Genomic DNA, 24,188 nt, shown 5'->3' on the forward strand with positions numbered 1-24,188 from the left:
GCCGGTGTGCGCGGCTTGCCCGCACAACGGTGTGCCCGCGAATGGTTCGCGGGCGGAATGCTGCTAGGCCTGGGCGCCGGCGATGAAGCTCACGGCGTCGCCCACGGTCTTCAGGTTCTTGACTTCCTCGTCCGGGATCTTGACCTCGAACTTTTCCTCGGCCTCAACGACGATGGTCATCATCGAGATCGAGTCGATGTCCAGGTCCTCGGTGAAGGACTTGTCCAGCTGCACGTCTGCTTCGTCCAGGCCGGTCTCCGAGTTAACGATTTCGGCGAGGCCTGCCAGGATTTCTTCGTTGCTAGCCATGGATGGCTCCTTTTCTCATGATGCCGGACGGATCCGGTCGTTGCTCTGGATTCATGCCCGCGGCGGCGGGCCATGATCCGACTGTTCGAAACCGCCGGCGCGTCCCGTACGGGGCGCACTGATGGTTTCACCGCTTAAAGCTTAGGCCAGGTGGCCCTCACCGGTTGGGCGATGACGCGTCAAGCGGGCGAAAATTTTTGGGCGGCACCCTGCGGCGCCTAGTTGGAAGTGTGCTCCGCGATGAACTCGCGGGCCGCGTCCAGGTCTGCGGGGGTCTTCAGGGCCATGCCCTTCACGCCCTTCAGGCCGCGGCGGGCCAGGCCCACCAGGGTGCCGGCCGGGGCCAGCTCCAGGATGCCGGTGACGCCCTGGCCGGCGAGGGTCTGCATGCACAGGTCCCAGCGGACCGGGCGGGAAACCTGGGCCACCAGGGATTCGAGGTTGGCTGCGCCGGATTCGACGGCCTGGCCGTCGTAGTTCGACAGCAGGGCGGTGGACGGCTCGGACGGGGCCAGCGTTTCGGCCAGTTCCTGCAGCACGCCCACGGCCGGTGCCATGTGCGCGGTGTGGAACGCTCCGGCGACCTTCAGCGGGATCACGCGGGCCTTGGCCGGAGGGTTCTCGCCCAGCGCGGCGAGCTGTTCCATGGTGCCGGCGGCGACGGTCTGTCCGCCGCCGTTGGCGTTGGCCGGGGTCAGGCCCAGCTCGGCCAGCCGGTCCAGGACCTCCTGCGGATCCCCGCCGAGCACGGCGGCCATGCCGGTCGGGGTCGCCGCGGCGGCTTCGGCCATCGCGTTGGCGCGCACGCGAACGAAGTTCATCGCATCGTTTTCGCTCAGCGCACCGGCCAGGGCCGAAGCGGTGATTTCACCGACGGAGTGGCCGGCGAGCACTGCGTTGGCAGGAAGCCGCTCGCCGAAGAGCGCACGGGCGGTGACCAGGCCGGCGGCCACGATCAGCGGCTGCGCCACTGCGGTGTCCTTGATGGTCTCCTCGTCGGAGACGGTGCCGTGCTCGATCAGGTCGCGGCCGGTGATCTCGCCCAGCGCGGCGAGGTGCTCGCGCACGCCGTCGACGGCGAGCCACTCGGAAAGAAAACCTGGGGTCTGGGAGCCCTGTCCCGGGCATACGATTGCTAACACTCTTACAGCTTTCCAAAAATTGCGGCCTCGTGGCGCGTGGTCACGCACCAAGCTCACGGTCACGGTTTGTAGGTTTCCTACAAAAGCCTAGCGCATGGGGGACGTAAAAACCCATGTAACGCCGCTGCGTGACGGGTCTGCGACTGTGCGGAACCGCCAAAAGCGTTATTGGCCGGAGTCCGCCAGGCGCCCGACCACCAGCGCGCTTTGCAGTACGAAGGCGTCGCGCGGGGACAGCGGATCCCAGCCGGTCACTTCGGAAACGCGCTTGAGCCGATAGCGCACGGTGTTGGCGTGCACGAACAACCCGCGAGCCGTGCCTTCCAGCGAATGACCCAGCGCCAGGTAGCTGGACAGGGTTTCCAGCAGGCCGTTGGAGGCCTGCTGCAGCGGCCGGTAGATGCGCTCCAGCAGCGCGGTGCGCGCCAGCGGGTCGCCGTTGAAGGCGCGTTCGGGCCACAGGTCGTCCGCGCCCACCGGGTTCGGGGCCTGGGGCCAGGCGCAGGCGGCGGCGTAGCCGGTAATGGCGGCCTGCGCGGCCTGCGGCATGTCGGTGACGGTGGCGGCCAAGGGGGAGTAGACCAGCGGGCCGGGACCGAAGAAGCGGGCGAGCCGGCCCAGGTCGGCCTCCTCGAATTTGGTGTCGGAGAGCATCAGCACCGAGCGGTCGCCCAGCACGCTGACCAGCGAATCGCGGGCATAGCGGGTGGCCAGGCGGCGGATGGCGGAGACAAAGCTGACGGAGTTCGACCCCGGGGTGGCGCCGACCAGGATGCGGATGTTGCTCTGCGACTTCCAGCCGATGGCGGCCAGCCGGGAGGACAGCGAATCGTGGCCCTCCCCGTGCATCACCGCGTCCACCACATGGGCCTCCAGCCGGGAGTCCCATGCGCCGCGGGTTTCGGCCGCGCGGGCGTAGACGTCGGCCGCCGCGAAGGCGACCTCGCGCGAGTAGCGCAGCACCGCCTCGCGCAGCGCTGCCTGCTCGGCCTCCGGGGCGATGTCGGGGACCTGGGATTCGACGACCTCCACGATGGTGCGCAGCAGGCCCAGCGCCTTCTGCAGCGAGATGGAGCGAGTCAGCTCGGTGGGGGCCGCGCCGAACACGTCGGTGACCACCCAGGAGGGGATGGAGGAGGGGTCCTCGTACCAGGTGACGAAGGTGGAGATGCCCTTCTGCGCGATCAGTCCCAGCGCCGCGCGCTCGTTGGGTTCCAGCGAGCGGTACCAGGGCAGCTGCTGGTCCAGGTACTTCAGCGCGGTGGTGGACAGCACGCCGATGTGGTTCTTGAGCCGTTTGACGGTTTCGGCGCTCGGCGCGGGACGGGCTGCCCGGGCGCGCGCGGCGGCGATCGATTCGGTTTCTGGGACCATGCCTCCAAGTTTAGCGTTGCGGCATCTTTGGCGAGGCGCGGACCGAACTGGCGCACCGCCCGCAGACGGCAAGCCGCCCTGCCCGAAGCGGATTCGGGCAGGGCGGCTTGCCGGCGTTCGAGGTGAACGGACCGTGTGCCTAGGCGTCGCCGCCGGCGTTGCCGGACTTGCCGGCGTTCGGGTTGTTCAGATCGTACTTGGCGTGCGCCTTGATAGCCGAGTCGGCCGCGATCTCGCCGCGCTCCACCAGCGAGTGCAGGGTCTGCACGACCAGCGAGTGCGCGTCGATCTTGAAGAAGCGGCGCGCCGCCGAGCGGGTGTCCGAGAAGCCGAAGCCGTCGGCGCCCAGGGTGTGGTACTCGCCCGGAACGTATGGACGGATCTGCTCCGGCACCGCACGCATGTAGTCCGTGGTCGCGATGAACGGACCGGTGGCGGAGGACAGCTTCTGGGTCACGTACGGCACGCGGCGGGCCTTGGACGGATCGACCAGGACCTGCTCGTCGGCGTGCAGGCCGTCGCGGGTCAGCTCGTTCCAGGAGGTCACGGACCAGACGTCGGCGGACACGCCCCACTCGTCGGCCAGGATCTTCTGGGCTTCCAGGGCCCACGGCACTGCCACGCCGGAGGCCAGCAGCTGGGCGCGCGGGCCGTCGGTGGTGGCTTCCTTGAGCAGGTAGATGCCCTTCTCGATGCCTTCGACGTCCACGTTCTCCGGCTCGGCCGGCTGGTGGATCGGCTCGTTGTACACCGTGAGGTAGTACATCACGTTCGGATCCTCGTGGGCTCCGCCGTACATGCGCTCCAGGCCGGAGCGCATGATGTGGCCGATCTCGTAGCCGTAGGCCGGATCGTAGGTGACGACCGCAGGGTTCGTGCTGGTCAGCACCGGCGAGTGGCCGTCGGCATGCTGCAGGCCCTCGCCGGTCAGCGTGGTGCGACCGGCGGTGGCGCCGATGATGAAGCCGCGGACCATCTGGTCGCCGGCGGCCCAGAACTGGTCGCCGGTGCGCTGGAAGCCGAACATCGAGTAGAACACGTAGATCGGGATCAGCGGCTCGTTGTGGGTCGAGTAGCTGGTGCCCGCCGCAGTGAACGCGCCGACGGCGCCGGCCTCGTTGATGCCCGGGTGGATCAGCTGGCCCTGCGGGGATTCCTTGTAGGCCAGAACCAGGTCGCGGTCCACCGACAGGTAGTTCTGCCCGGCAGGGTTGTAGATCTTGGCGGTCGGGAAGAACGCGTCCATGCCGAAGGTGCGGGACTCGTCGGGCACGATCGGCACGATGCGGTGGCCGAATTCCTTGTCGCGCATCAGGTCCTTGAGCAGGCGCACGAAGGCCATGGTGGTGGCCGCCTGCTGCTTGCCCGAACCGCGCTTGGCGATAGCGTAGGCCTTCTCGCCCGGCAGGGTCAGCTTGACGTCGGACTCCTGGCGGCGGGTCGGCACGGAACCGCCGAGCTTGGCGCGGTGCTCCATCATGTACTTGTACTCGACCGAGTCCTCGGACGGGCGGTAGTACGGAGGCAGGTACGGGTTCGCCTCGAGCTGCTCGTCGGTGATCGGGATCCGCAGGTGGTCGCGGAAGCCCTTGAGGTCGTCGAGGGTCAGCTTCTTCATCTGGTGCGTGGCGTTGCGGGCCTCGAAGTGCGAGCCCAGGCCGTAGCCCTTGACCGTCTTGGTCAGGATCACGGTCGGCTTGCCCTTGAACTCGGTGGCTGCCTTGTAGGCGGCGTAGACCTTGTGGTAATCGTGGCCGCCGCGCTTGAGGTTCCAGATCGCGTCGTCGGTGTAGTCCGCCACCAGTTCCTTGGTTTCCGGACGCTGGCCGAAGAAGTGCTCGCGCACGAACGCGCCGGACTCGGCCTTGTAGGTCTGGTAGTCGCCATCGGGGGTCTGGTTCATGACATCGACCAGGGCGTTGGTCTTGTCGGCTTCGAGCAGGGCGTCCCACTCGCGGCCCCAGACGACCTTGATGACGTTCCATCCGGCGCCGCGGAAGAAGGCCTCCAGCTCCTGGATGATCTTGCCGTTGCCGCGCACCGGGCCGTCAAGGCGCTGCAGGTTGCAGTTGATGACGAAGGTGAGGTTGTCCAGCTTCTCGTTGGCCGCCAGCTGCAGGAAGCCGCGCGACTCCGGCTCGTCCATCTCGCCGTCGCCCAGGAAAGCCCAGACGTGCTGCTCTGAGGTGTCCTTGATGCCGCGGTTGTGCAGGTAGCGGTTCAGCTGGGCCTGGTAGATCGCGTTGGCCGGGCCGATGCCCATCGACACGGTCGGGAATTCCCAGAAGTCCGGCAGCGAGCGCGGGTGCGGGTAGGAAGGCAGCGCATGGCCTTCCTTCGACTTTTCCTGGCGGAAGCCGTTCATGTCCTCTTCGGACAGGCGGCCTTCGAGGAAGGCGCGGGCGTACATGCCCGGCGAGGCGTGGCCCTGGAAGAAGATCTGGTCGCCGCCGCCCGGGTGGTTCTTGCCGCGGAAGAAGTGGTTGAATCCCACTTCGTACAGGGTTGCGGCACCGGCATAGGTGGAGATGTGGCCGCCCACGCCGATGGAAGGCTCCTGGGCGCGGTGCACCATGATGGCCGCGTTCCAGCGCATGAAGGCGCGGAAGCGGCGTTCGATCTGTTCGTCGCCGGGGAACTCGGGCTCCTGGTCAACGGGTATGGTGTTTACATAGTCGGTGGTTGTCACCATCGGTACGCCAACGGACTTGGCGCCGGCACGCTGCAGGAGCGAGCGGATGATGAACTGGGCACGCTCGGTACCCTGGGTTTCGACGAGTGCGTCGAACGAGTCAAGCCATTCCTGGGTTTCCTCGGGATCCCGATCGGACAGCTGGTACGTCAACCCGCTACGGATCTGGGAGATGTGTTCCTCTACAGCCACTGAAGCTCCTTGATTGAAATTGCGGCTCCGCTGCGGTGCAGACATTTTTCTGCGGTGCAGCGGGATGGGACATCGGGTGCAGTAACACTGGAGTGGTGTGTCCTGCTCGGTTCACTGCCTACTCTAATGAATGGAACACCCAAAAAACGACGAGATTTTTGGGCAAAATGGCATAAAATAGGTTATTTTGGGTGACTTGTGCAACACTGTGCAGGAGTCAACGTTAGGTTGATCCTGTCAATTGGTGCCGTGTCACATTTTGGCGGGTGATATTCGTTCGGCGTGTTATCGCTGCAGCGCTTGAATGGAGCGACGAAACGGTGTTTCGTTGGTAGTAACGCTTTGCACCATCAGGAGGAATGAAGTGAGCGACGCCGTATCGGCAAACTTGGAGTCCGTTAAAAAACTGGGCTTCACGAAAGAAGAACTTATCCAGGAACTGGGTTACGACGATGACGTGGACTTCGATCTTCGCGACGCGATCGAGGACACTATTGGTTCAGACTTGCTCACCGAAGAGGATCACGACGTCGTTGATGCAGTGATCTACTGGTGGCGTGATGGCGACGGAGACCTTGTCGACGCGCTGATGGACTCGCTGAGCAACCTCGGGGAGGGCGGCGTTGTTTGGCTGCTGACCCCGAAGCAGGGTCGCGAGGGGCATGTGTCCCCATCGCTGATTCAGCAGGAAGCTCCGAGTGCAGGTCTGCACGTGACCACCACCGAGGGTGTCTCGGCCGACTGGTCGGCCATTCGTTTGGCACCACGCAAGAAGAACTAGATGATCGAAACGGGTTCACGCCTGTTCGATTTCTCGCTGGAAAATCAATACGGCGAAACGATCACCAGCACCGGGCTGTCCGACGGCCGGGTGCTGGTCGTCTTTTATCCGTGGGCTTTTTCCCGTGTCTGCGGTTCGGAACTGGCGCTGCTGCAGGAGAACCTCGGGTACTTCACTGAGCGTTTGGTGCGGGTCGTCGCAATCTCGGTCGACCACAAATTCGCACTCCGAAACTATGCCGAATCGTTGGGTATCCAATTCGATCTGCTAGCCGATTTCTGGCCGCATGGTCGAGTGGCGCAGCTAGCCGGAGCCTTCGACGAGCGGCAGGGTGTTGCGACGCGACTGTCGATCTACCTTGAAGACGGAATCGTGCGCCAGACATTCACCAGTGCCATGACGCAGCCGCGCAGCCTGGATGATTATCGGAACGCAATCGACAGGGTCTAGAGCATTACGGGTTTTGTGGGAGGGAACCCGATTTGCACAGAGTTGAAAAGCTCTGTAAAGTAATTCCTCGTTGGCTTGCAAAGGCCGATGTGGTTAGGGCCTTTAGCTCAGCTGGTAGAGCGTCACGTTTACACCGTGAATGTCATCGGTTCGATCCCGGTAGGGCCCACCAACAAGAACCCAGGTTCTCGATTATTGATCGGGAACTTGGGTTTTTTGCGTTTCAGTGTGGTGAGGTCTTGCGGAGCTAATCTCCGAGCATCCGTTCCAGCGCTTCCAGGGCGTCCGGGCTGCCCGCGTCGGCCAGCCGTTGAAGCTCTCGTGCGTCATCGTCCTTGGCGGCACGCCTGGTGAGCAGCAAGCCGGCGTATTCGCTGCCCTCGTCGAGCAGATCCGACAGCGCCTCCACGTCGCCGCGAGCTTCATAGATGTCGGCAAGCCGCTTCTGCGCAGTTTCGTTGCCTTCCTCGGCAAGTTCGCGCAGTGTCTCCTCGTCAATATTTCGGTCATTCATGGCTCGATTGTACGTACTGGCGGCTCTGGGATTTCGCAAAATTCATTGGGTTCACCCAAGCCGTTGCATGAAAATTCGTACTATCGGACTGTTTGGATTGTGCACCCCGGAATTGAAGGCCTCGGAATCGCGTTGATCGCGCTGGCGGCAGGGGTTGACGAGCTTGGACAGGATTGGAGCACCGCAGGTGCGCCAGGGCCATCCAGCGTGGATGCCTGAGTGGCGGAAGGGCATCAAGGCAGCAGGGTGTTGGCACCTGCCGACTTCTGGAATCCGGTTGGATCGACCGCACGGCCTCATTCGCTGCGCACAGCTAGCTAATGTCTCCCACCGACTTGCGCATCGACTAGGACATATTAGTGCGCCGACTATATCCAGCCGGCAGTCGGGGCGGTAGGGTACTGCCATGAGCATGGATTCAAGAGTGCCGGGCCACCGGGGAAAGCGCACCTTCACCTTCCGCAGTTTTCCCAAGAGCCTGACGGTAGTTCCAGGGCAGCCATTCGCCACAGGATTCGTCATGGCCGCCGGCGCATTGCTCGCAGTGGGGCTGGCCATGGTCGTGGTTTCGATGTCATCTGTGCTCATGTCCATTACGCTTGCGCTGTTCCTCGCCCTGGGCATGACTCCGGCCGTCAATGCGCTCAAGGGGCGCGGCATGCCTCATGGCTGGAGCGTCCTGACCGTGATTGCGGCATTTGTCCTGCTCATGGTCGGAGTTGCGGCGCTGGTTGTTCCCGCGATCGTCCGCCAGTTCACGGAGTTTCTTGCAAGCATCCCGCAGGAAATCGATGCGATTCAAGCCAGCTCGTGGTACACGGAGCTCTCCGAATCCATGGGGTTCAGCGCAAGCGAGCAGCTTCTGGCCGCGTTCGAAACGTACTTCACTGCAGAGAACCTGCTGATGCTCTCAGGAGGCGTGCTGCACGTCGGAATTGGTATCGTCAACGGCATTTCCTCAGCGTTCCTGGTGATCGTGCTGACGCTGTACTTCGTTTCCACCTTGGACCCGATGAAGAAGGCCGTGGCACGTCTGGTCCCTGCCTATCGGCGTGAGAAGTTCTCCGAGACCCTGAACTCGATCGTTTTCGCTGTGGGCAAGTCAGTGGCGGGAGCTGTCACGCTATCGGCGATCAATGCTTCAGTGGTACTGGTGATTTTTCTGCTGCTCGGCTCTCAGGTCGCGGTCTTGTTCGCCCTGGTGGCGTTCTTGATTACGTTAATCCCGATGATTGGTTCTGTTTTGTTCCTGTGTATTGGAACTTTGGGGGCGCTGCTGATGAGCCCGACGGCCGCGCTGATTTTCCTCGTTGTCTATTTCATTTACGTCCAATTGGAGGCATACCAGGTGACTCCCCGAATCATGGGCAAGGCGGTCAATGTTCCCGGCGTGCTGGTCATTATTGCGGCCATGACGGGCGCTGCGCTTTTGGGCCTGTTCGGCGCGTTGCTTGCCATTCCCATCACCGCTTCGATTCTGATCATTGTGCGCGAAATTGTGATTCCCAAGCGTGATGCGCAAACCGAGCCGCCGACCTAGAGATGCAGGTCACTGAGTCCTGACTTGCATGGATGCGGGGTTCCCCGTAAAGTTATTCCCTGTTGGCAGGAGGATTGATCCTCGGCTGGCATTGGTGAGGGCCTTTAGCTCAGCTGGTAGAGCGTCACGTTTACACCGTGAATGTCATCGGTTCGATCCCGGTAGGGCCCACCAAATAAGAAACCCGTTCACGAGATCTTCAAGATCCCGTGAACGGGTTTCCTTGTTCTCAGATGAAGTAGAAGGACAGCTGGGTCGTGGGAAACCGGTGTTGTCGTCGATTTCCATGGATGGCATGCCGAAACTGGTTTGCGCGTCGGAATTTTTGCCGAAACGCCGCAGCTGTGGCATTCGTTTCCACGGTCCATCTTCGTTCCCACATGCCATACTCGCTGGCCGTCCGAGAAAATCGGTTTTATTGCATTTCCTGAGGCAAGTGCCGTATTTCTGCTTCGTGACAAAGTATTACTTGGCCATTCTGAAACAATCGGAGAAATTTACTCCGATTGTCGGTAGTCAGTTGTAATCTAGCAATAGTGATAGTCGCAAGTCCGGACAAACCGGGGGCGTAGTCCGGAGCGGCATACGGTTTGCGTGGATATGGGGATAGCCACGACTACCTTCACTCGCAAGAAAACCCCACCAAGAAATTGGTGGGGTTTTCCGCATTCGGAGTAGAACGTTGCTGGCGTCCACCCAATCCCTTGTGTGGAGATGCTCAATACCGGCAAACCTGCTCGTTCCCCGTTGCCCTTCCTGCTGCAATAAGTTCTTGATACTCTCCTCGTGCTGGCTCCCAGTCTTCGGTCCGGCGTCTCCGGTAAGGGCCTTCAGGGGCTTCGAATATGAGGTTCGCTTCGTACACGAGAGCCGGACAGTGGCGCACGGTACGATATCCGCAAGCTGTCCGCCCCGCAAGCAATTGCTGCTTTCTTGGGTTTTTCTCCAGCGGCTACCCACCTGATCCGGAACCTTGATTGTTAGCGTTGGGTATGTACGAATTTCCAGCGACAGTGAGGAAAGTGCACATGAGTTTCGGTGACAAGGTCAAGAACAAGGCACAGGAAGCCAGCGGCAAGGTCAAGGAAAAAGTTGGCGACGCCACCAACAATGAAGACCTGCAGGCCGAAGGCCTCGCAGATCAGGCAGCAGCCAAGACGAAACAAGCTGGAGAACACGTCAAGGATGCCGCCAAGGACATCAAGAACGACTTCACGAAGTAGCGCCGCGACAGGCGACAACATCCCGAACGCCCCGGACACTGCAAAAGTGTCCGGGGCGTTGTTCGACTTATTACGAGTCGCTGCATCTGCGGACATATAACCCGGCTTTGGCCTGACGATATGAAAACATGGAACTCCATAGTTCACCCTCGGACCATAGGAGACAACATGTCAGTGCCAACCGGGCGGAGCATCGAGCTGATCACCGAGTTGATTGCCGTTGACACGACGAGTCGGGATTCCAACCTTCCGTTGATTGAGCTCATTGAAGACAAGCTCGCGGCGCACGGCATCGAGTCGGTGAAGATCCCCAGCCCGGATGGGCTGAAAGCGAATCTCCTGGCGACAATCCCGGCGGTCGACGGCTCGCGCACCGGGGGCATTGTGCTCTCCGGGCACACCGACGTTGTTCCCGTCGATGGCCAGGCCTGGCGCAGCGAACCATTCGCAGCCCAGGTGCGCGATGGAAAGCTCTATGGCCGCGGTTCCTGCGACATGAAGGGCTACCTCGGCGTGATCCTTGCGAAGCTGCCGGAATTGACCGCCGCCGAACTCAGTGAACCGATTCACTTGGCGTTTTCCTATGACGAAGAAATCGGCTGCGTTGGCGCGGTTTCGCTGGTCGAACGCATCGTCGAGCAGGGGCTGGCACCCCGTGGCTGTTTCGTCGGGGAACCAAGCAGCATGCGTGCGATCCGCGGCCACAAGTCGATGAACGTCTTCAAAGTCAGCTTCAACGGTGTTGCAGCACATTCGTCGCTGCCCAGCGAGGGGCTGAATGCCATCTCGTACGCACTGCGCTTCGCCTCCTTCGTTGAGGGCGTGGCCCGGGAGCTTGCAAGCACGGGGCCACGCGACGAATCCTTCATCGAGCCCACGACCACCATGAACGTCAACCGCTTCGACGGCGGAATCGCGGTCAACACCATCCCGTCAAGCTGCGTGGTGTTTTTCGAATACCGCTCACTGGCGCAGGTCGACCGCGATGCGCTGACCGAGCGGTTCCGTGTCGAAGCCGAAAGGCTTGAAACCGAAATGGTACGGCGGAACCCGGCGGCCTCGGTGAGCTTTGAACAACAGGCCGGGGCTCCGGGGCTGGAAACCGCGCCGGGGGAGGACATCGTGGGACTGGCGGCTGCCTGCGGTGCCATTGCCACCGACGAGAAGGTCACTTACGGCACCGAAGCCGGCCTGTTCTCAAGCGCTGGCATCCCCACGGTCGTCTGCGGGCCCGGCGACATCGCCCAGGCCCACGCGCCGGACGAGTTCATCGAGCTCGACCAGATTGCCGCCTGCGAACGATTCATCGACCAGTTGATGATCCAGCTTTCGACAAGTTAACCATTCGGCATCGGCGTGCACGGTGCCAGCCGCCGCCCGCTGGGCAGGCCGGCACCGTGGTTTTCCACGCTCTTGGCGGTCTGCGGGGCGGACCCTACAGCGCTACCAGAAGCACTGCCGTCCAGTGGCAGAGGAATGCCAGAACGGTGCAGGCATGGAACAGCTCGTGGAAACCGAAAACAGCAGGCAGCGGGTTGGGGCGTTTGACGGCGTAGAAGACCGCGCCGACGGTATAGGCAAGCCCGCCGGCAACGATCAGGATCATCACCGCGGGGTTGGCCGCCCAAAATGCCGGCAGATACATGACAGCACCCCATCCCAGCAGGATGTAGAGGCTGACGCCAACCCAGCGGGGAGCCCAGGGCCAGAACGACTTGACCGCGATTCCGGACAGCGCCCCGACCCAGATGATCGACAGCACGATGATCGCCTGCTTTGCCGGAAGCGTCAAGGCGGCGACGGGAGTATAGGTTCCGGCAATGAGCAGGAAGATGTTCGCGTGGTCAGCTCGGCGGAACAGCCCCATGATCTTGTCGGTCCAGTTGCCCCGATGGTACAAGGCAGAAGTGCCGAACAAGGTGATGGAGCTCAGCGCGAAGACGGCAGTGGTCCATTCGGCCAAGCGCCCGTCCGCCAGGACGATGAGCAGCAGGCCCATGATGATGACGCCCGGGGTAGACCACGCGTGAATGAGTCCCCGCCACCGTGTCCTCTCCGTGCCTTGGACTGCGGCTTGTCGAAGTGGACGTTTCGGCTGCTTGTCAGCGGACAGCGTTGGCGGAGTCATGCGGATCCTTCTGGTCTTTCGGGCGTATTTCCCGATTGATTGCAGTTTACGGCACCACACTGGCAACGTGCTGTGGCGGGGAAGCCGCACTGCTCAAGGCCCCGAGGGGCGCAAAATGAACAGCCGTTCCGTGAAGATGTCACCACCGTTCGCTGGTTGTCGGCGGCGTTGGCTAAACTCTGTCGTGGCTGGGGAATTCTTCGTCCATCGGCAAGGACGAACGAGTTGTGGCCGTGCCCGATCTGGGCAACATCACTCGCATTGCAAGAATGGGGAATTATGCTGCGCCGTTTTTTGGCCACAGTATCAGTGAGCGCGTTGGTGCTCGTCGGTTGTTCTGCTCCCGAAACGGGAACACGCACCACGGCGGAGGCTTCCGGGGAGCCCGCGATTGCATCGGTGCAACCGCTTGATCTGGATCTGGTGTCAACGAAATCCAAGGCGGTCAAGCCCGGCGCAAAGCTCGATGGAACCAAGGCGTTGACTGTCCTGAATACGCTGCCGGTGAAGGGCAAGGCACCGGCGACGGGGTACAACCGCAATACCAAGTTCGGCAATGGCTGGAAGGACTTCGACAAGGACAAGTGCGACGAGCGCCAGGAAGCCCTGTCGCGAGACATGTCCAAGGTGAAGTTCAAGGACAAGAAGAAGTGCACCGTGGCCTCGGGGACCTTGAACGACCTGTACACCGGCCGGCAGATCAACTGGAAGGTCAAGTCCGGTTCGGTGGATATCGATCATGTGGTCGCGTTGAAGAACGCGTGGATTTCGGGCGGACAGCAACTCTCGCAGGCCCAGCGCCAGGCCCTTGCCAATGATCCGCTGAACCTGATCGCAGCCGACGCCTCGGCCAACCGCCAGAAGGGCGACAAGAATGCCGCCGAATGGCTTCCCAAGAACAAGTCCTTCCGCTGCCAGTACGTGGCTACCCAAATCAGCGTGAAGAAGAAGTACGCGCTCTCGGTGACCTCGGCCGAAAAGAAGGCCATGAGCAAGGTCTTGAATTCCTGCAAGAACCAGAAGGCTGCCAAGGTCACCCCGATCAAGCCCGCTGGTTCCTCGAAGTCGACCACGTCCTCCAAGCCCAAGGCGCCGGGCACAGTGAAGGTCACAGTTTCTCCCGGAGCATTCTGCAAGGGCGTAGACAAGGGCAAGAGGGGCAAGTCGAAGGCCGGTAAAACCTACACGTGCAAGTCCTCGAAGAGCGAAAGCCGTTTGCGCTGGCGCACATGACTGAGCTCGTCCCGGTCCCGTAGCCGGGCACGCAACGACCCGCAGGTCGGCGAATGCTGCCGTTCCTGCGGGTCGTGGCGTTTAATCAGTGGGCCGTGCGCTTGGTGACCAGTCCCCAGATGAAGAGGACTATCAAGGCGCCGACGATCGCCAGCAGCCACGTTGACAGGTCCCAGAAGTTTTCGAGGCCCTTGTCGAACATCACGCTGCCGAGCCATCCGCCGAGCACGGCGCCGACGACTCCCAAGAGGAGGGTTGCGATCCAACCGCCGCCCTGCTTGCCGGGCATGATGGCCTTTGCGATGGCACCGGCGATCAGTCCTAGAAGAATGAAGCCTAAGAATCCCATTGTGCACTCCCATGCTTTTGATTCGTAGCCGTCGGTTCTGACTGGCTTGATCGTGACGATACCCCTCACTAAATGAAATGGTCTGCACGGGGCATGAACTTCTCAGAAATCCCCAAGGATCTGTGCCCAAGTCGCCGCTAGCCATGGAAGAAGTCCAAAAGATACGTCGCTGACCAGTAGGGATTCGGTTGGCTTTGATCCGCGCCGAGAACTTGCTTGACATCACATGGGTTGACTTTTAGTCTATATAAATATGATTTTATGAATCACTGGATCACTTAAGTCTGATTACAGTATTCATGCACAACGGAGTGACACATGACTGAACTGATCCCTCCCATCGTGGTGATGGGTGTTTCCGGCAGCGGCAAGTCGACCATCGGCGACCTGCTGGCCCGCCGACTGGAGCGAGCCTTCATTGACGGGGACTCGCTGCACCCGCAGTCCAACAGGAACAAGATGGCCGCCGGCCACGCATTGGACGACGCGGACCGGGCGCCATGGCTTGAAATCATCGGACTGAAGCTGGCCGAGACCAATCAGGCCGGCGCCCCGATCGTGCTGGCCTGCTCGGCGTTGAAGCGTTCCTACCGGGACCAGATCCGGGCCCACGAACCCTCCACCCTGTTTGTGCACCTCTCCGGCGGCAAGTCCCTGATCGGGGAACGCATGTCGGGGCGCGAGCACGAATTCATGCCGGCCTCGCTCCTCACGAGCCAGCTGGCCACGCTGGAAGAGCCCGATGGCGACGAACGGGTGATCACCGCAGACATCACGCAGACCCCCGCGCAGATCGTCGACGGACTGCTCGCAGCCCTGGCCGCACCAACCTCCTAGGCTATTGAGCCTGCACCCCACCCCTCACGCTCGACTTGATCAAGGACGACAATGACAACTGAGCTCGAACTCAACTGGACGCTGGGCACCCCGGCGCTCCTCGCCCTGGCGGCGGCGGCCATCGGCGTGCTGCTGGTGCTGATCATCCGCTTCCGCGTCCACGCCTTCCTGGCGCTGGTCATCACCAGCCTGTTGACGGCGATCGCCGCAGGCATCCCGGCCGGCTCCATCATCTCCACGATGACCGGCGGCTTCGGCAGCACCCTGGCCAGCGTGGCCCTGCTGGTGGGCCTGGGCGCCATGCTCGGGCGCATGCTGGAGACTAGCGGCGGCGCCGATGTGATGACCAACTGGCTCATCGGCAAGTTCGGCGAGAAGCGCGCGCCGCTGGCGCTGTCGGTGGCGTCGCTGCTTTTCGGCTTCCCGATCTTCTTCGACGCCGGCCTGGTCGTCATGCTGCCGATCATCTTCACCGTGGCCCGCCGCCTGGGCGGTTCGCTGCTCTTCTACGCGATCCCTGCTGCCACCGCATTCTCCGTGATGCACATCTTCGTTCCGCCGCACCCGGGTCCGGTGGCCGCCTCCGGCCTGCTGGAAGCCAACGTCGGCCTGGTATTGCTGCTGGGCCTGCTGGTCGCCATCCCCACCTGGTTCTTCGCCGGCCACCTCTTCGGCAAGTTCGTGGGCAAGAAGTTCGACATCGCCGTCCCGAACATCCTGGATGCCGCGCTGGGCGGCACCAAGCCGGGCGAGGCGGATCCGTTCAAGTCCTCGCCGTCGGTGGGCACCGTGTTCAGCCTGCTGCTGCTCCCGCTGCTGCTGATCTTCATGAACACCGGCCTGAACATGCTCGGCACCGCCGGAGTGGTCGATCCGAAGGCCGACTGGGTGCAGTGGCTGCGCCTGTTCGGCGAGACCCCGGTGGCGCTGCTGATCACCGTGATGCTGGCGATCTACCTGCTGGGCTTCCGCACCGGCAAGGCCAAGACCCTGATCGAGACCGTCGTCGATTCGGCGCTGGGCCCGGTGTGCTCGATCATCCTGATCACCGGCGCCGGCGGGATGTTCGGCGGCGTGCTGCGCGCCAGCGGCATCGGCACGGCCATCGCGGACTCGCTGGAATCGGTGGGCCTGCCGCTGATCATCGCCGGCTTCCTGATCGCCGCGATCGTGCGCCTGGCGCAGGGCTCGGCCACCGTGGCGCTGACCACCGCGGCAGCCATCGTGCAGCCGGCGGTGCTGGCCGACGCGTCGTTGACCGCCTTCCAGGTCGCCACCATGGTGCTCGCGCTGGCGGCCGGCTCGGTCTTCGCCGGGCACGTCAACGATTCGGGGTTCTGGCTGGTGTCGCGCTTCATGCAGATGGACGTGCCGACCACCCTGCGCGTGTGGACCGTGGGCCAGGCGCTGGTCTCGGTCGTCGGCTTCGCCTTCGTGATGGTGCTCTACGGCATCGCCACCGTGCTGGCCTGATCGGGTCGGCTCCGCTTTAACGCAGCGATCCCGCTGTCGGCACCTTGCATGGTGCCGGCAGCGGGATCGCTGTGTGCTTCAGGGCCGCTTAGCTGGTTTTCCCGGGGTCCACGAACAAGCGCGGCTCGTTCTCCCACAGGCTGGAAATCTCGTTGTGCGTGCGGCGCATGATGCTTTCCATGTTGCGCCGGGCTGCGGCCGGGTCCGAGTTGGAAATCGCGTCGGCCACCGACTGGTGCCACAGCAGCGCCTCCTCGTGGGGGCGTTCGGGCATCAGCCCCAGCTCGGTGCGGCCGCGCAGGATCGCCCCGATCGGGGTGGCCAGGTTGGCGAACATCTCGTTGCCGCTGGCGGCGAGCACCAGCGCATGGAAGCGGATGTCGAGTTCGAGGAAGCGGCGCAAATCGCCCTGGCGTCCGTAGTGGTTCATCTGCGCCGAGATCAGCATCAGTTCCCTGCGCATTTCCTCCGGGGCGACCTCGGCGGCCAGCTCGGCCGCCATCGGTTCCACGGAGATGCGCAGTTCGGTCAGCGAGCGCAGCTGTGCGCCCTTGTGGTCGCTGGCCAGTCGCCAGCGGATCACGTGGTCGTCGTACGGATTCCAATGCTCGGCGCTGAGCACCCGGATTCCGACGCGTTTGGTGCTGTTGACCAGGCCGCACTGGGCCAGGACCCGCACCGCCTCGCGGATCACCGAACGGGACACCTGGAGCTTCTGCTCCAGCTCGGCGGCCAAGATGATGGAGCCGCGGGGAATTTGTCCGCTGACGATGCGGGAGCCGAGATGCTCAACCACATGAGCGTGCAGACTAGTTGCCATGACGCTAGTTTAGCCAATGGGCGGATGGTATCGACCATCGCGGCCCCCGGCGCGCGTAAACAAATATGTTTTAAGTGCGTGCGTGCTCTGGGAATCGTCTCGCGAACCCTTGTAAGATGGGAGGGTCACGTGGTCGTGATCTGAGACCGTGACTGTCCCGGTCTCTGTTCCCGGCCCACCTCCCGGTAATTGATGGAGACTTATTTTTATGCCTGCACAGATTGGTGTCACAGGTCTGGCCGTGATGGGTGCGAACCTCGCTCGCAACTTCGCGCGCAACGGATACACCGTCGCCCTGCACAACCGTTCGGTAGCCAAGACCGACGCGCTGCTTGAGGCCCACGGCGATGAAGGGGACTTCATCCGCACCGAATCCCTTCAAGAGCTTGTCGCGAACCTCGAGTCCCCGCGCCGTGTGATGATCATGGTCAAGGCCGGCGGCCCGGTCGACTCCGTGATCGACCAGCTGGTTCCGCTGCTGGACGAGGGTGACATCATCATTGACGGCGGCAACTCGCACTACACCGATACCCGCCGCCGCGAAGCCTCGCTGGCCGAGAAGGGCCTACACTTCGTCGGCGTCGGCGTCTCCGGCGGCGAAGAGGGCGCGCTGCTCGGCCCGTCGATCATGCCCGGTGGCTCGGCCGAATCCTACAAGGCCCTGGGTCCGATGCTGGAGAAGATCTCCGCCAAGGCCGACGACGGTGCGCCATGCTGCACCTGGATCTCCACCGACGGCGCCGGCCACTTCGTGAAGATGGTGCACAACGGCATCGAGTACGCCGACATGCAGGTCATCGGCGAAGCCTACGACCTGCTGCGCAGCGCCGCGGGCATCGAGCCGGCCGCGCAGGCGCAGATCTTCGCCGACTGGAACACCGGCGAGCTGTCCAGCTTCCTGATTGAAATCACCGCCGAGGTGTTGGACCACACCGACGCCGCCACCGGCAAGCCGCTGATCGACGTCATCCAGGACTCCGCGGGCCAGAAGGGCACCGGCCGCTGGACCGTGCAGTCCGGCCTGGACCTGGGCTCCCCGGTCTCCGCCATCGCCGAATCCGTCTTCGCTCGCTCGCTGTCCTCGCAGCGCGAGATCCGCGCCGTGGGCCAGTCGGCCCTGGCCGGCGAAACCACCGAGGTCGCGCTGCCGGAGAACTTCGTCGAGGACGTGCGCCAGGCGCTGTTCGCCTCGAAGCTGGTTTCCTACGCCCAGGGCATCGACATGCTCACCTCGGCCGCCGCCGAGTACAACTGGGAGCTGAAGCTGGACGAGATCGCCGGCCTGTGGCGCGAGGGCTGCATCATCCGCGCCGCCCTGCTCAAGGACATCATGACCGCCTACAAGTCAGGTGCGCAGCCTGCGAACCTGCTGTTCACCCCGGCCTTCTCCGAGGCCATCGCCAAGGCCGTTCCGGCCTGGCGCCGCGTGGTGTCGATCGCCGTGCAGCTGGGCATCCCGGCGCCGGTGTTCTCCTCGTCGCTGGCCTACTACGACGGCCTGCGCCGCGACCGCCTGCCGGCGGCCCTGACCCAGGGCCTGCGCGACTTCTTCGGCGCGCACACCTACCGCCGCACCGACAAGGACGGCACCTTCCACACCCTGTGGAGCGGGGACCGTTCAGAGATCGAAGCCGAAGACACCCACTAGGTCTTCGAGCGCTGGATGCCGGCCGGGCAGGGGAACCACTTCCTCCGCCCGGCCGGCTTTTTCCTGCGCCCGGCGAGCGCCGCCGGCCCTGCGGATCCTGTCACAGCCGGGGCGGGGGATTCATACGTGCGGCTTTTGCGCTGAACAGAGACGTCACAGCCTGGGGGAAAAGAATGGGTGCAATCCCTTCAATTCCCCGAGGATGAGCCCCATGACGTTCCCGTTCCGACCCAAGGCCCTGGCATCGGTGGCGGTTCTGGCCCTTGCCGCGGCCCTGGCCGGCTGCTCCGCAGGGTCGACCAAAACCGTGTCCGAAGTGACTGGCAACACGACCTTCCAAAGCGCGGCGGTGCCCAGCAGCTCGCCCGACGGCAGCACCGCTGCACCCGGGGAGGTCACCGTGGACACCCACTTCGACGCCGGGGACCTGAAGTGGGACGCGGACGCCGAAACCAGGCTCACGCTGGCCGATTCCGGCTCCCTCGCCGAGGGCGCGAATGCCGCGGCGGTCTCGGTCTCCGGAGGCACCGTGAGAATCAGCGCGGCGGGCACCTACCGGGTTTCGGGGACGCTCGGCGACGGGCAGCTGGTGGTGGATGCCCCCGCGAAGGACCCGGTGCGGATCATCCTGGACGGCGCGCAGATTACGTCCTCCACGGGACCCGCCATCCTGGTCAACGAGGCGGACGAGGTGCTGCTGCATCTGGCGCAGGGGTCGTCGAACGCGGTCAGCGACGCCCCCGACTACGCCGACACGGGCGCGGACGCGCCGAACGCAGCGATCTACTCCATGGCCGACCTGGCCATCGCCGGCGAGGGCGCATTGACCGTGGAGGGCAACTACCAGGACGGCATCGCCAGCAAGGACGGGCTGGTGCTTGATTCCGGGCGGGTCACGGTGGCCGCGGCGGACGACGGGATCAAGGGCAAGGACTACGTGCTGGTGCTCGGCGGGAACTGCACCGTGACCGCCGCCGGGGACGGCATCAGCTCCACCAACGACTCCGATGCCGACCGCGGCTGGCTGCACCAGTACGCCGGACAGCTCACCGTCTCCGCGGGGGACGACGGGCTGAAGGCGCAGACGGCGTTGAGCATCAGCGGCGGCACCGCCGTGGTCAGCGATTCGACCGAAGCGCTGGAAGCAGCCGACATCCACATTTCCGGCGGTACCGTCAACGCCACGGCCAGCGACGACGGGCTGAACGCCGCGGGCGCCGCCTCGCCCCTGGGCGGCGGGGGAGGCGCACAGCAGGCCGGCGACGTCCACCTGGCCATCTCCGGAGGCAGCGTGACAGTTAATGCCGAGGGCGACGGGCTGGATTCCAACGGCGGCATCGCGATTTCCGGCGGGCGGATCGTGGTGAACGGGCCGGCCGCCGGCGGCAACGGTTCCATCGACGCGAACGGGGACGTTGCCGTCACCGGCGGGGTGCTGGCGGCCGCGGGCAGCGATTCCATGGCCCAGGGGCTGGGCGGATCCTCCACTCAGGGCGGGCTGCAGGTCTCGCTGGGATCCGCGGTTCCCGCGGGCACCGTGATCCAGGTTGCGGACTCGGCCGGGAAGCTCGTTGCCACGTTCGTCGCCAGCAAGCCGACCGAGAACCTGGTGTATTCGGCCAAGGGCATCGAGAACGGCCGGAGCTACACGATTTCCACCGGCGGCAGCGCCGAGGTGGCGGCGGGGCTCGGCGCCGGGAGCCTGGACGGGGCCGTGCCGGTGGCGACGGTCACCGCGGGGCAGTACGCCTCCGGCCTGGGCGGCGGGCCCGGCGGGCGCTGACCCTAGGCCTGCGCCCTGGCCAGCCGCCGAGCCGACTCGACCAGCCGGGCGGCCTCGGCGGGGCTGATGCGGACCAGCGCGAAGGCCGCGACCACCAATCCGGTGACCGCATCTGCCAGCAGCGCAAGACGCTGGTCGGCCAGTCCCGGGACGGCGGCCTGCAGCCCGCGGGAGAATGCGGCGTGCAATTCACCGCGGTAGGCGCAGATTGCCTGGCTGACGTGTTCATCGCTGGCGATCGGGGCGTTGGCGCTGTTGATCAGCAGGCACCCGTTGGCCGCCGGCAGCGATTCGGGCTTCTGGAAAATGTCCTGCGTCGCCGCCAAATACTCGTCCAGCGCCTGGGCGGCGACGTCGCCTCCGGCCAGGGCCGCGAGCCGCGGCCGGACCACCTCGTCCAGGTAGCTGTCGACCGCCGCGTCGAACAGCCCGCGCTTGGAGCCGAAGGAGTTGTAGATGCTCGATCGGCTCAACCCGGTGGCGGCTTCCAGCTCGGGGATGGCGGCCGATTCGTAGCCGCGGGACCAGAAAACGGCACGCGCCTGGCGCACCACCTCGGCGCGGTCGAAGGCCAGTGTTCGAGCCATCACAGTCCTTTCCCTTTTCGTAACGACCATTTCAGTATATATTGAAATGGTCGTTACAGAAATAGGTTCGCGGCGGCTGCCGCCGAGGGAAGGACGCAGCCATGATTCTCGCCTCGCAGTTCCTGGCACTGTTGGCCGCGCTGCTGCACGTGTACATCTTCGCGCTCGAGTCGCTGTGGTGGGAACGCCCTGCCACACGCAAGGTCTTCGGCACCAGCGCCGCGGACGCCCGCGCCACCCGGACCTTGGCCTTCAACCAGGGCTTCTACAACCTGTTCCTGGCGCTCGCCGTGCTCGCAGGGCTGGCCTTCCAGCTCGCGGGGCAGCTGGCCGTGGGATCCACGCTGGTTGTCACGGGCCTTGGCTCCATGCTGCTCGCTGCCCTGGTGCTGGGCATTTCCAGCCCCGAAAAATCCTCGGCCGCCCTGAAGCAGGGTGCGCTGCCGCTGCTGGGGCTCATCGCGCTGGCGCTCGGACTGCTCCGCTAGGGCGCCTATCGACTCGCCGATCCGGGCACCCTCCGGATCGTTCAACTACAGAAAGGGCACACCAACCCATGGACAACACCACCAGCACCCAGATCCTGCTTGCCTCCCGCCCGCCCGGCTGGCCCTCCGATGAGAACTTCGAGGTCCGCACCGCCGAGCTGCCCGCCATGGCCGACGGCCAGGTGCGGGTGCGCAACGAGTTCATCTCGGTCGACCCCTACATGCGCGGCCGCATGAACGACACGCGCTCCTACGTCGCCCCGTACCAGATCGGCGAACGGATCACCGGCGGCGCCGTCGGCCGGGTTGTCGCCTCCGCCGCGCAGCAGCTGCCCGTCGGCACGCTGGTCACCCACCAGCACGGCTGGTCGGACACCGTGCAAGCCGCGGCGGAAACCTTCAACCCGGTGCCCGAGATCCCCGGCGTGCCCAGCTCGCTGCGCCTGCACATGATGGGCATGACCGGGCTGACCGCGTGGGTGGGGCTGACCGTGATCGCCGGGATGAAGGAGGGGGACACCGTCTTCATCTCCGGCGCCGCCGGGGCCGTGGGCACCGCCGCCGGGCAGATTGCCCGCCTGCTGGGCGCCAAGCGCGTCATCGGCTCCGCCGGCAGCCCCGAGAAGGTCGAGCTGCTCACGCAGAAGTACGGCTACGACGCCGCCTTCAACTACAAGGACGGGGATGTCGCCGGCCAGCTGGCCGCGCTGGCGCCCGAGGGCATCGACGTGTTCTTCGACAACGTCGGCGGCGAGCACCTGGAAGCGGCGCTGGGGGCCTTCAACGACGGTGGCCGCGCAGCGCTGTGCGGTGCGATTTCCAGCTACAACACCACCCAGGCTCCCGCCGGGCCGCGCAACATGGCGAACCTGATCACCCGCGGCCTGAAGCTGCAGGGCTTCACCCTGTCCAACTACCTGCAGCATGCGCCGGAGTTCGGTCAGCGCATGGGCCAGTGGTTCACCGAAGGCAAGATCGCCTACGACGAGACGATCGTGGACGGAATCGAAAACACCGTTGAGGCGTTCATCGCGATGATGCAGGGGGCGAACACCGGCAAGATGCTGGTGCGCATCTAGCGCCTGGCATGGGCGGAGTGCCGGTTGTGGGAAACTGGGAGCATGACTGGTCCCGAAGAAAACCTCTGGCTTGCGGCACTCCGCAACAACCCCGACCACGCGGCGGACTACGCCGAACGCTGGCGCGGATTCATCGCGCAGGGCCGCGACATCCACGGCGAGGCCCGGATGATCGACGCCATGGCCGACCGCGGCGCGCGCATCCTGGACGCGGGCTGCGGCACCGGGCGCATCGGCGGCTGGCTGGCCGAGCACGGCCACCACGTGCTGGGTGTGGACCTGGATGCGCAGCTGATCCAGGTGGCCCGCGAAGACTATCCGTTCGTGCGCTGGCTGCAGGGCAACCTGGCCGACTTCACCCTGCCCGAGGGGCCAGGGGAGCTGACCGAGTTCGACCTGGTGGTCTGCGCCGGCAATGTGCTCACCTTCCTGGCCGCCGGCGAGCGCCTCCCGGCGCTGGCCCGGCTGCGCGGACGCCTGGCCCAGGGCGGCCGGCTGGTGGTGGGCTTCGGCGCCGGCCGCGGCTACGAGTTCGCGGACTTCCGCGCCGACGCCGCGCAATCCGGGCTGTCGGTGGACCAGGAATACTCCACCTGGCAGCTGCACGCGCCGAATGACGACTTCCTGGTCGCGGTGCTCAGTGCCGCGTAGCCCGGCATCCGGTCGCCGGGTTCGCAAGAGCTGGAAAATAGGCGACAGGCATGAGCGCCATTGCAAACGTCCGGGGCTTCGGAGCTGCGACCTTCACGTCGACCGCCCCGGACGGCTCGCGTGGAATCTGCCACACGAGCCATGCCCCGAAGTCGATATATAGCATTGCTTTGGAATTTTGGCAGATATCCTCGAAAACCATGGATTCATGAGCGGGGCAGGCCTATAATCTGGAATCACCTTTGGTGATCGCCTACCGCACGACGCTCAAGGGCGCCCCACGGGCAAGTCCGCGACCACGTAGCCCTTTCGGGCATTTTTCATTTTCAACCGTACTCACCGGAGGTAGTGAAAAGTTGCGTACCGCATACAAGATTCTTGCGCACATCATTTCTGCAGCCGTCGTGGTCCAAGCGGCCACTATAGGCATGACAACATTCCTGATGATCCAGGCGATTGGTGCCGGCACCACCATGAGCGAAGACGATGCGCCGGTTACGGCGATGCTTCACGGCATGCTCGGGCAAACGATCATCCCGATCCTCGTCCTGGCGCTGATCGTCGTGGCCCTGTTCGCCCACGCTGGATTGAAGTGGGCCCTGTGGCTCGCCGCCGCGGTGGCCGTCCAGATCACCATCGGCATCCTGGCCTTCGACGCCCCATGGCTCGGCCTGCTGCATGCGGCCAACGCATTCACGGTCCTGGCTCTGGCCGAGGTCGGTGCGTACGCCGTGGCGCATGCGCCGGCCTACGTCCCGCACGCCAAGGCCTCGATGCGTCCGGCCATGTAGTTCGGGCCCCTCGCCCGTTCCTTGATCAAGGGCCCGGCTTGCGGGAATGCCAATCGCGCGCCGGGCCTTCAGCCTGCCCGCCCCGGCTGATTCGGCGAAGAGAG

General features: G+C 64.2%; 23 protein-coding genes and 2 tRNA genes. 16 read left to right on the forward strand and 9 right to left on the reverse strand.

Annotated features, from left to right (window positions below; all coding sequences use genetic code 11):
* Positions 1-63 precede the first annotated feature (63 nt).
* The 4 genes from JQN66_RS07840 to aceE all read right to left on the reverse strand — a co-directional run bounded on the left by JQN66_RS07840 (position 64) and on the right by aceE (position 5,754).
* Positions 64-309, reverse strand: a complete 246-nt coding sequence (locus JQN66_RS07840) for an acyl carrier protein (RefSeq protein WP_188947790.1) — start codon at positions 307-309, stop codon at positions 64-66.
* Between the two features lie 218 nt (positions 310-527).
* Positions 528-1,451 (reverse strand): ACP S-malonyltransferase, encoded by a 924-nt coding sequence (locus JQN66_RS07845; RefSeq protein ID WP_204677292.1) that lies wholly within the window; start codon positions 1,449-1,451, stop codon positions 528-530.
* A 165-nt stretch (positions 1,452-1,616) separates the two neighbouring features.
* On the reverse strand, positions 1,617-2,825 hold the full coding sequence (locus JQN66_RS07850; RefSeq protein ID WP_204677293.1) for a PucR family transcriptional regulator: 1,209 nt from the start codon (positions 2,823-2,825) through the stop codon (positions 1,617-1,619).
* A 139-nt stretch (positions 2,826-2,964) separates the two neighbouring features.
* Positions 2,965-5,754, reverse strand: coding sequence for a pyruvate dehydrogenase (acetyl-transferring), homodimeric type (aceE, locus tag JQN66_RS07855; RefSeq protein WP_407717461.1), 2,790 nt, complete (start codon positions 5,752-5,754; stop codon positions 2,965-2,967).
* 319 nt (positions 5,755-6,073) lie between these two features.
* Here aceE and JQN66_RS07860 point away from each other — a divergent pair, with 319 nt between their 5' ends.
* The 3 genes from JQN66_RS07860 (at position 6,074) to JQN66_RS07870 (ending at position 7,112) form a co-directional block, all read left to right on the forward strand.
* On the forward strand, positions 6,074-6,490 hold the full coding sequence (locus JQN66_RS07860) for a DUF3052 domain-containing protein (protein ID WP_239464170.1): 417 nt from the start codon (positions 6,074-6,076) through the stop codon (positions 6,488-6,490).
* Positions 6,491-6,940, forward strand: coding sequence for a redoxin domain-containing protein (locus tag JQN66_RS07865; protein ID WP_204677296.1), 450 nt, complete (start codon positions 6,491-6,493; stop codon positions 6,938-6,940). It begins immediately after the preceding gene.
* A 96-nt stretch (positions 6,941-7,036) separates the two neighbouring features.
* Positions 7,037-7,112 (forward strand) — tRNA-Val (locus tag JQN66_RS07870).
* A gap of 75 nt (positions 7,113-7,187) precedes the next feature.
* Here the strand turns inward: JQN66_RS07870 and JQN66_RS07875 are convergent.
* Entirely contained in the window at positions 7,188-7,454 is a 267-nt protein-coding gene (locus JQN66_RS07875; RefSeq protein WP_188947784.1) for a hypothetical protein, read from the reverse strand.
* Between the two features lie 406 nt (positions 7,455-7,860).
* Here JQN66_RS07875 and JQN66_RS07880 point away from each other — a divergent pair, with 406 nt between their 5' ends.
* The 4 genes from JQN66_RS07880 (at position 7,861) to argE (ending at position 11,558) form a co-directional block, all read left to right on the forward strand.
* The gene (locus JQN66_RS07880) at positions 7,861-8,994 is read left to right on the forward strand and encodes an AI-2E family transporter (protein WP_204677297.1); all 1,134 of its coding nucleotides are present in this window, start codon (positions 7,861-7,863) and stop codon (positions 8,992-8,994) included.
* 98 nt (positions 8,995-9,092) lie between these two features.
* Positions 9,093-9,168: transfer RNA gene (locus JQN66_RS07885), tRNA-Val, on the forward strand.
* A gap of 854 nt (positions 9,169-10,022) precedes the next feature.
* On the forward strand, positions 10,023-10,217 hold the full coding sequence (locus JQN66_RS07890) for a CsbD family protein (RefSeq protein WP_188947782.1): 195 nt from the start codon (positions 10,023-10,025) through the stop codon (positions 10,215-10,217).
* 168 nt (positions 10,218-10,385) lie between these two features.
* Complete coding sequence (argE, locus tag JQN66_RS07895) at positions 10,386-11,558, forward strand: acetylornithine deacetylase (RefSeq protein ID WP_204677298.1); 1,173 nt, start codon at positions 10,386-10,388, stop codon at positions 11,556-11,558.
* Positions 11,559-11,652: 94 nt separating this feature from the next.
* On the opposite strand, the gene trhA is transcribed toward argE, so the two are convergent.
* Positions 11,653-12,345 (reverse strand): PAQR family membrane homeostasis protein TrhA, encoded by a 693-nt coding sequence (gene trhA, locus JQN66_RS07900; protein WP_204677299.1) that lies wholly within the window; start codon positions 12,343-12,345, stop codon positions 11,653-11,655.
* A 399-nt stretch (positions 12,346-12,744) separates the two neighbouring features.
* Here trhA and JQN66_RS07905 point away from each other — a divergent pair, with 399 nt between their 5' ends.
* Positions 12,745-13,578: an HNH endonuclease family protein gene (locus JQN66_RS07905; protein WP_239464171.1), complete on the forward strand. Its 834-nt coding sequence runs from the start codon at positions 12,745-12,747 to the stop codon at positions 13,576-13,578.
* An 85-nt stretch (positions 13,579-13,663) separates the two neighbouring features.
* Here JQN66_RS07905 and JQN66_RS07910 read toward each other — a convergent pair whose 3' ends face one another.
* Positions 13,664-13,927: a GlsB/YeaQ/YmgE family stress response membrane protein gene (locus JQN66_RS07910; RefSeq protein WP_204677301.1), complete on the reverse strand. Its 264-nt coding sequence runs from the start codon at positions 13,925-13,927 to the stop codon at positions 13,664-13,666.
* A gap of 318 nt (positions 13,928-14,245) precedes the next feature.
* Between JQN66_RS07910 and JQN66_RS07915 the strand changes: the two genes are divergently transcribed.
* Together JQN66_RS07915 and JQN66_RS07920 are read left to right on the forward strand one after the other, a co-directional pair.
* Complete coding sequence (locus JQN66_RS07915; protein ID WP_204677302.1) at positions 14,246-14,764, forward strand: gluconokinase; 519 nt, start codon at positions 14,246-14,248, stop codon at positions 14,762-14,764.
* A gap of 51 nt (positions 14,765-14,815) precedes the next feature.
* The gene (locus tag JQN66_RS07920) at positions 14,816-16,237 is read left to right on the forward strand and encodes a GntP family permease (protein ID WP_204677303.1); all 1,422 of its coding nucleotides are present in this window, start codon (positions 14,816-14,818) and stop codon (positions 16,235-16,237) included.
* An 88-nt stretch (positions 16,238-16,325) separates the two neighbouring features.
* Here the strand turns inward: JQN66_RS07920 and JQN66_RS07925 are convergent, their stop codons facing one another.
* Positions 16,326-17,057 (reverse strand): FadR/GntR family transcriptional regulator, encoded by a 732-nt coding sequence (locus tag JQN66_RS07925; RefSeq protein ID WP_204677304.1) that lies wholly within the window; start codon positions 17,055-17,057, stop codon positions 16,326-16,328.
* A gap of 208 nt (positions 17,058-17,265) precedes the next feature.
* On the opposite strand from JQN66_RS07925, the gene gndA reads away from it, so the two are divergent.
* Both gndA and JQN66_RS07935 read left to right on the forward strand, forming a co-directional pair.
* Positions 17,266-18,705, forward strand: coding sequence for an NADP-dependent phosphogluconate dehydrogenase (gene gndA, locus JQN66_RS07930; protein ID WP_204677305.1), 1,440 nt, complete (start codon positions 17,266-17,268; stop codon positions 18,703-18,705).
* Positions 18,706-18,916: 211 nt separating this feature from the next.
* Positions 18,917-20,488: a carbohydrate-binding domain-containing protein gene (locus JQN66_RS07935; RefSeq protein ID WP_204677306.1), complete on the forward strand. Its 1,572-nt coding sequence runs from the start codon at positions 18,917-18,919 to the stop codon at positions 20,486-20,488.
* A 2-nt stretch (positions 20,489-20,490) separates the two neighbouring features.
* Here JQN66_RS07935 and JQN66_RS07940 read toward each other — a convergent pair whose 3' ends face one another.
* Positions 20,491-21,075 (reverse strand): TetR/AcrR family transcriptional regulator, encoded by a 585-nt coding sequence (locus JQN66_RS07940; protein WP_204677307.1) that lies wholly within the window; start codon positions 21,073-21,075, stop codon positions 20,491-20,493.
* Between the two features lie 101 nt (positions 21,076-21,176).
* On the opposite strand from JQN66_RS07940, the gene JQN66_RS07945 reads away from it, so the two are divergent.
* The 4 genes from JQN66_RS07945 to JQN66_RS07960 all read left to right on the forward strand — a co-directional run bounded on the left by JQN66_RS07945 (position 21,177) and on the right by JQN66_RS07960 (position 24,084).
* Positions 21,177-21,563, forward strand: a complete 387-nt coding sequence (locus tag JQN66_RS07945) for a DUF1304 domain-containing protein (protein ID WP_204677308.1) — start codon at positions 21,177-21,179, stop codon at positions 21,561-21,563.
* 68 nt (positions 21,564-21,631) lie between these two features.
* Entirely contained in the window at positions 21,632-22,642 is a 1,011-nt protein-coding gene (locus JQN66_RS07950; protein ID WP_204677309.1) for an NADP-dependent oxidoreductase, read from the forward strand.
* Between the two features lie 42 nt (positions 22,643-22,684).
* Positions 22,685-23,293, forward strand: a complete 609-nt coding sequence (locus JQN66_RS07955) for a class I SAM-dependent methyltransferase (protein WP_204677310.1) — start codon at positions 22,685-22,687, stop codon at positions 23,291-23,293.
* Between the two features lie 428 nt (positions 23,294-23,721).
* Positions 23,722-24,084, forward strand: a complete 363-nt coding sequence (locus JQN66_RS07960) for a hypothetical protein (RefSeq protein ID WP_204677311.1) — start codon at positions 23,722-23,724, stop codon at positions 24,082-24,084.
* The last annotated feature ends 104 nt before the right edge of the window (positions 24,085-24,188 follow it).

This window comes from Glutamicibacter protophormiae, assembly GCF_016894325.1.
Lineage (GTDB): Bacteria > Actinomycetota > Actinomycetes > Actinomycetales > Micrococcaceae > Glutamicibacter > Glutamicibacter protophormiae.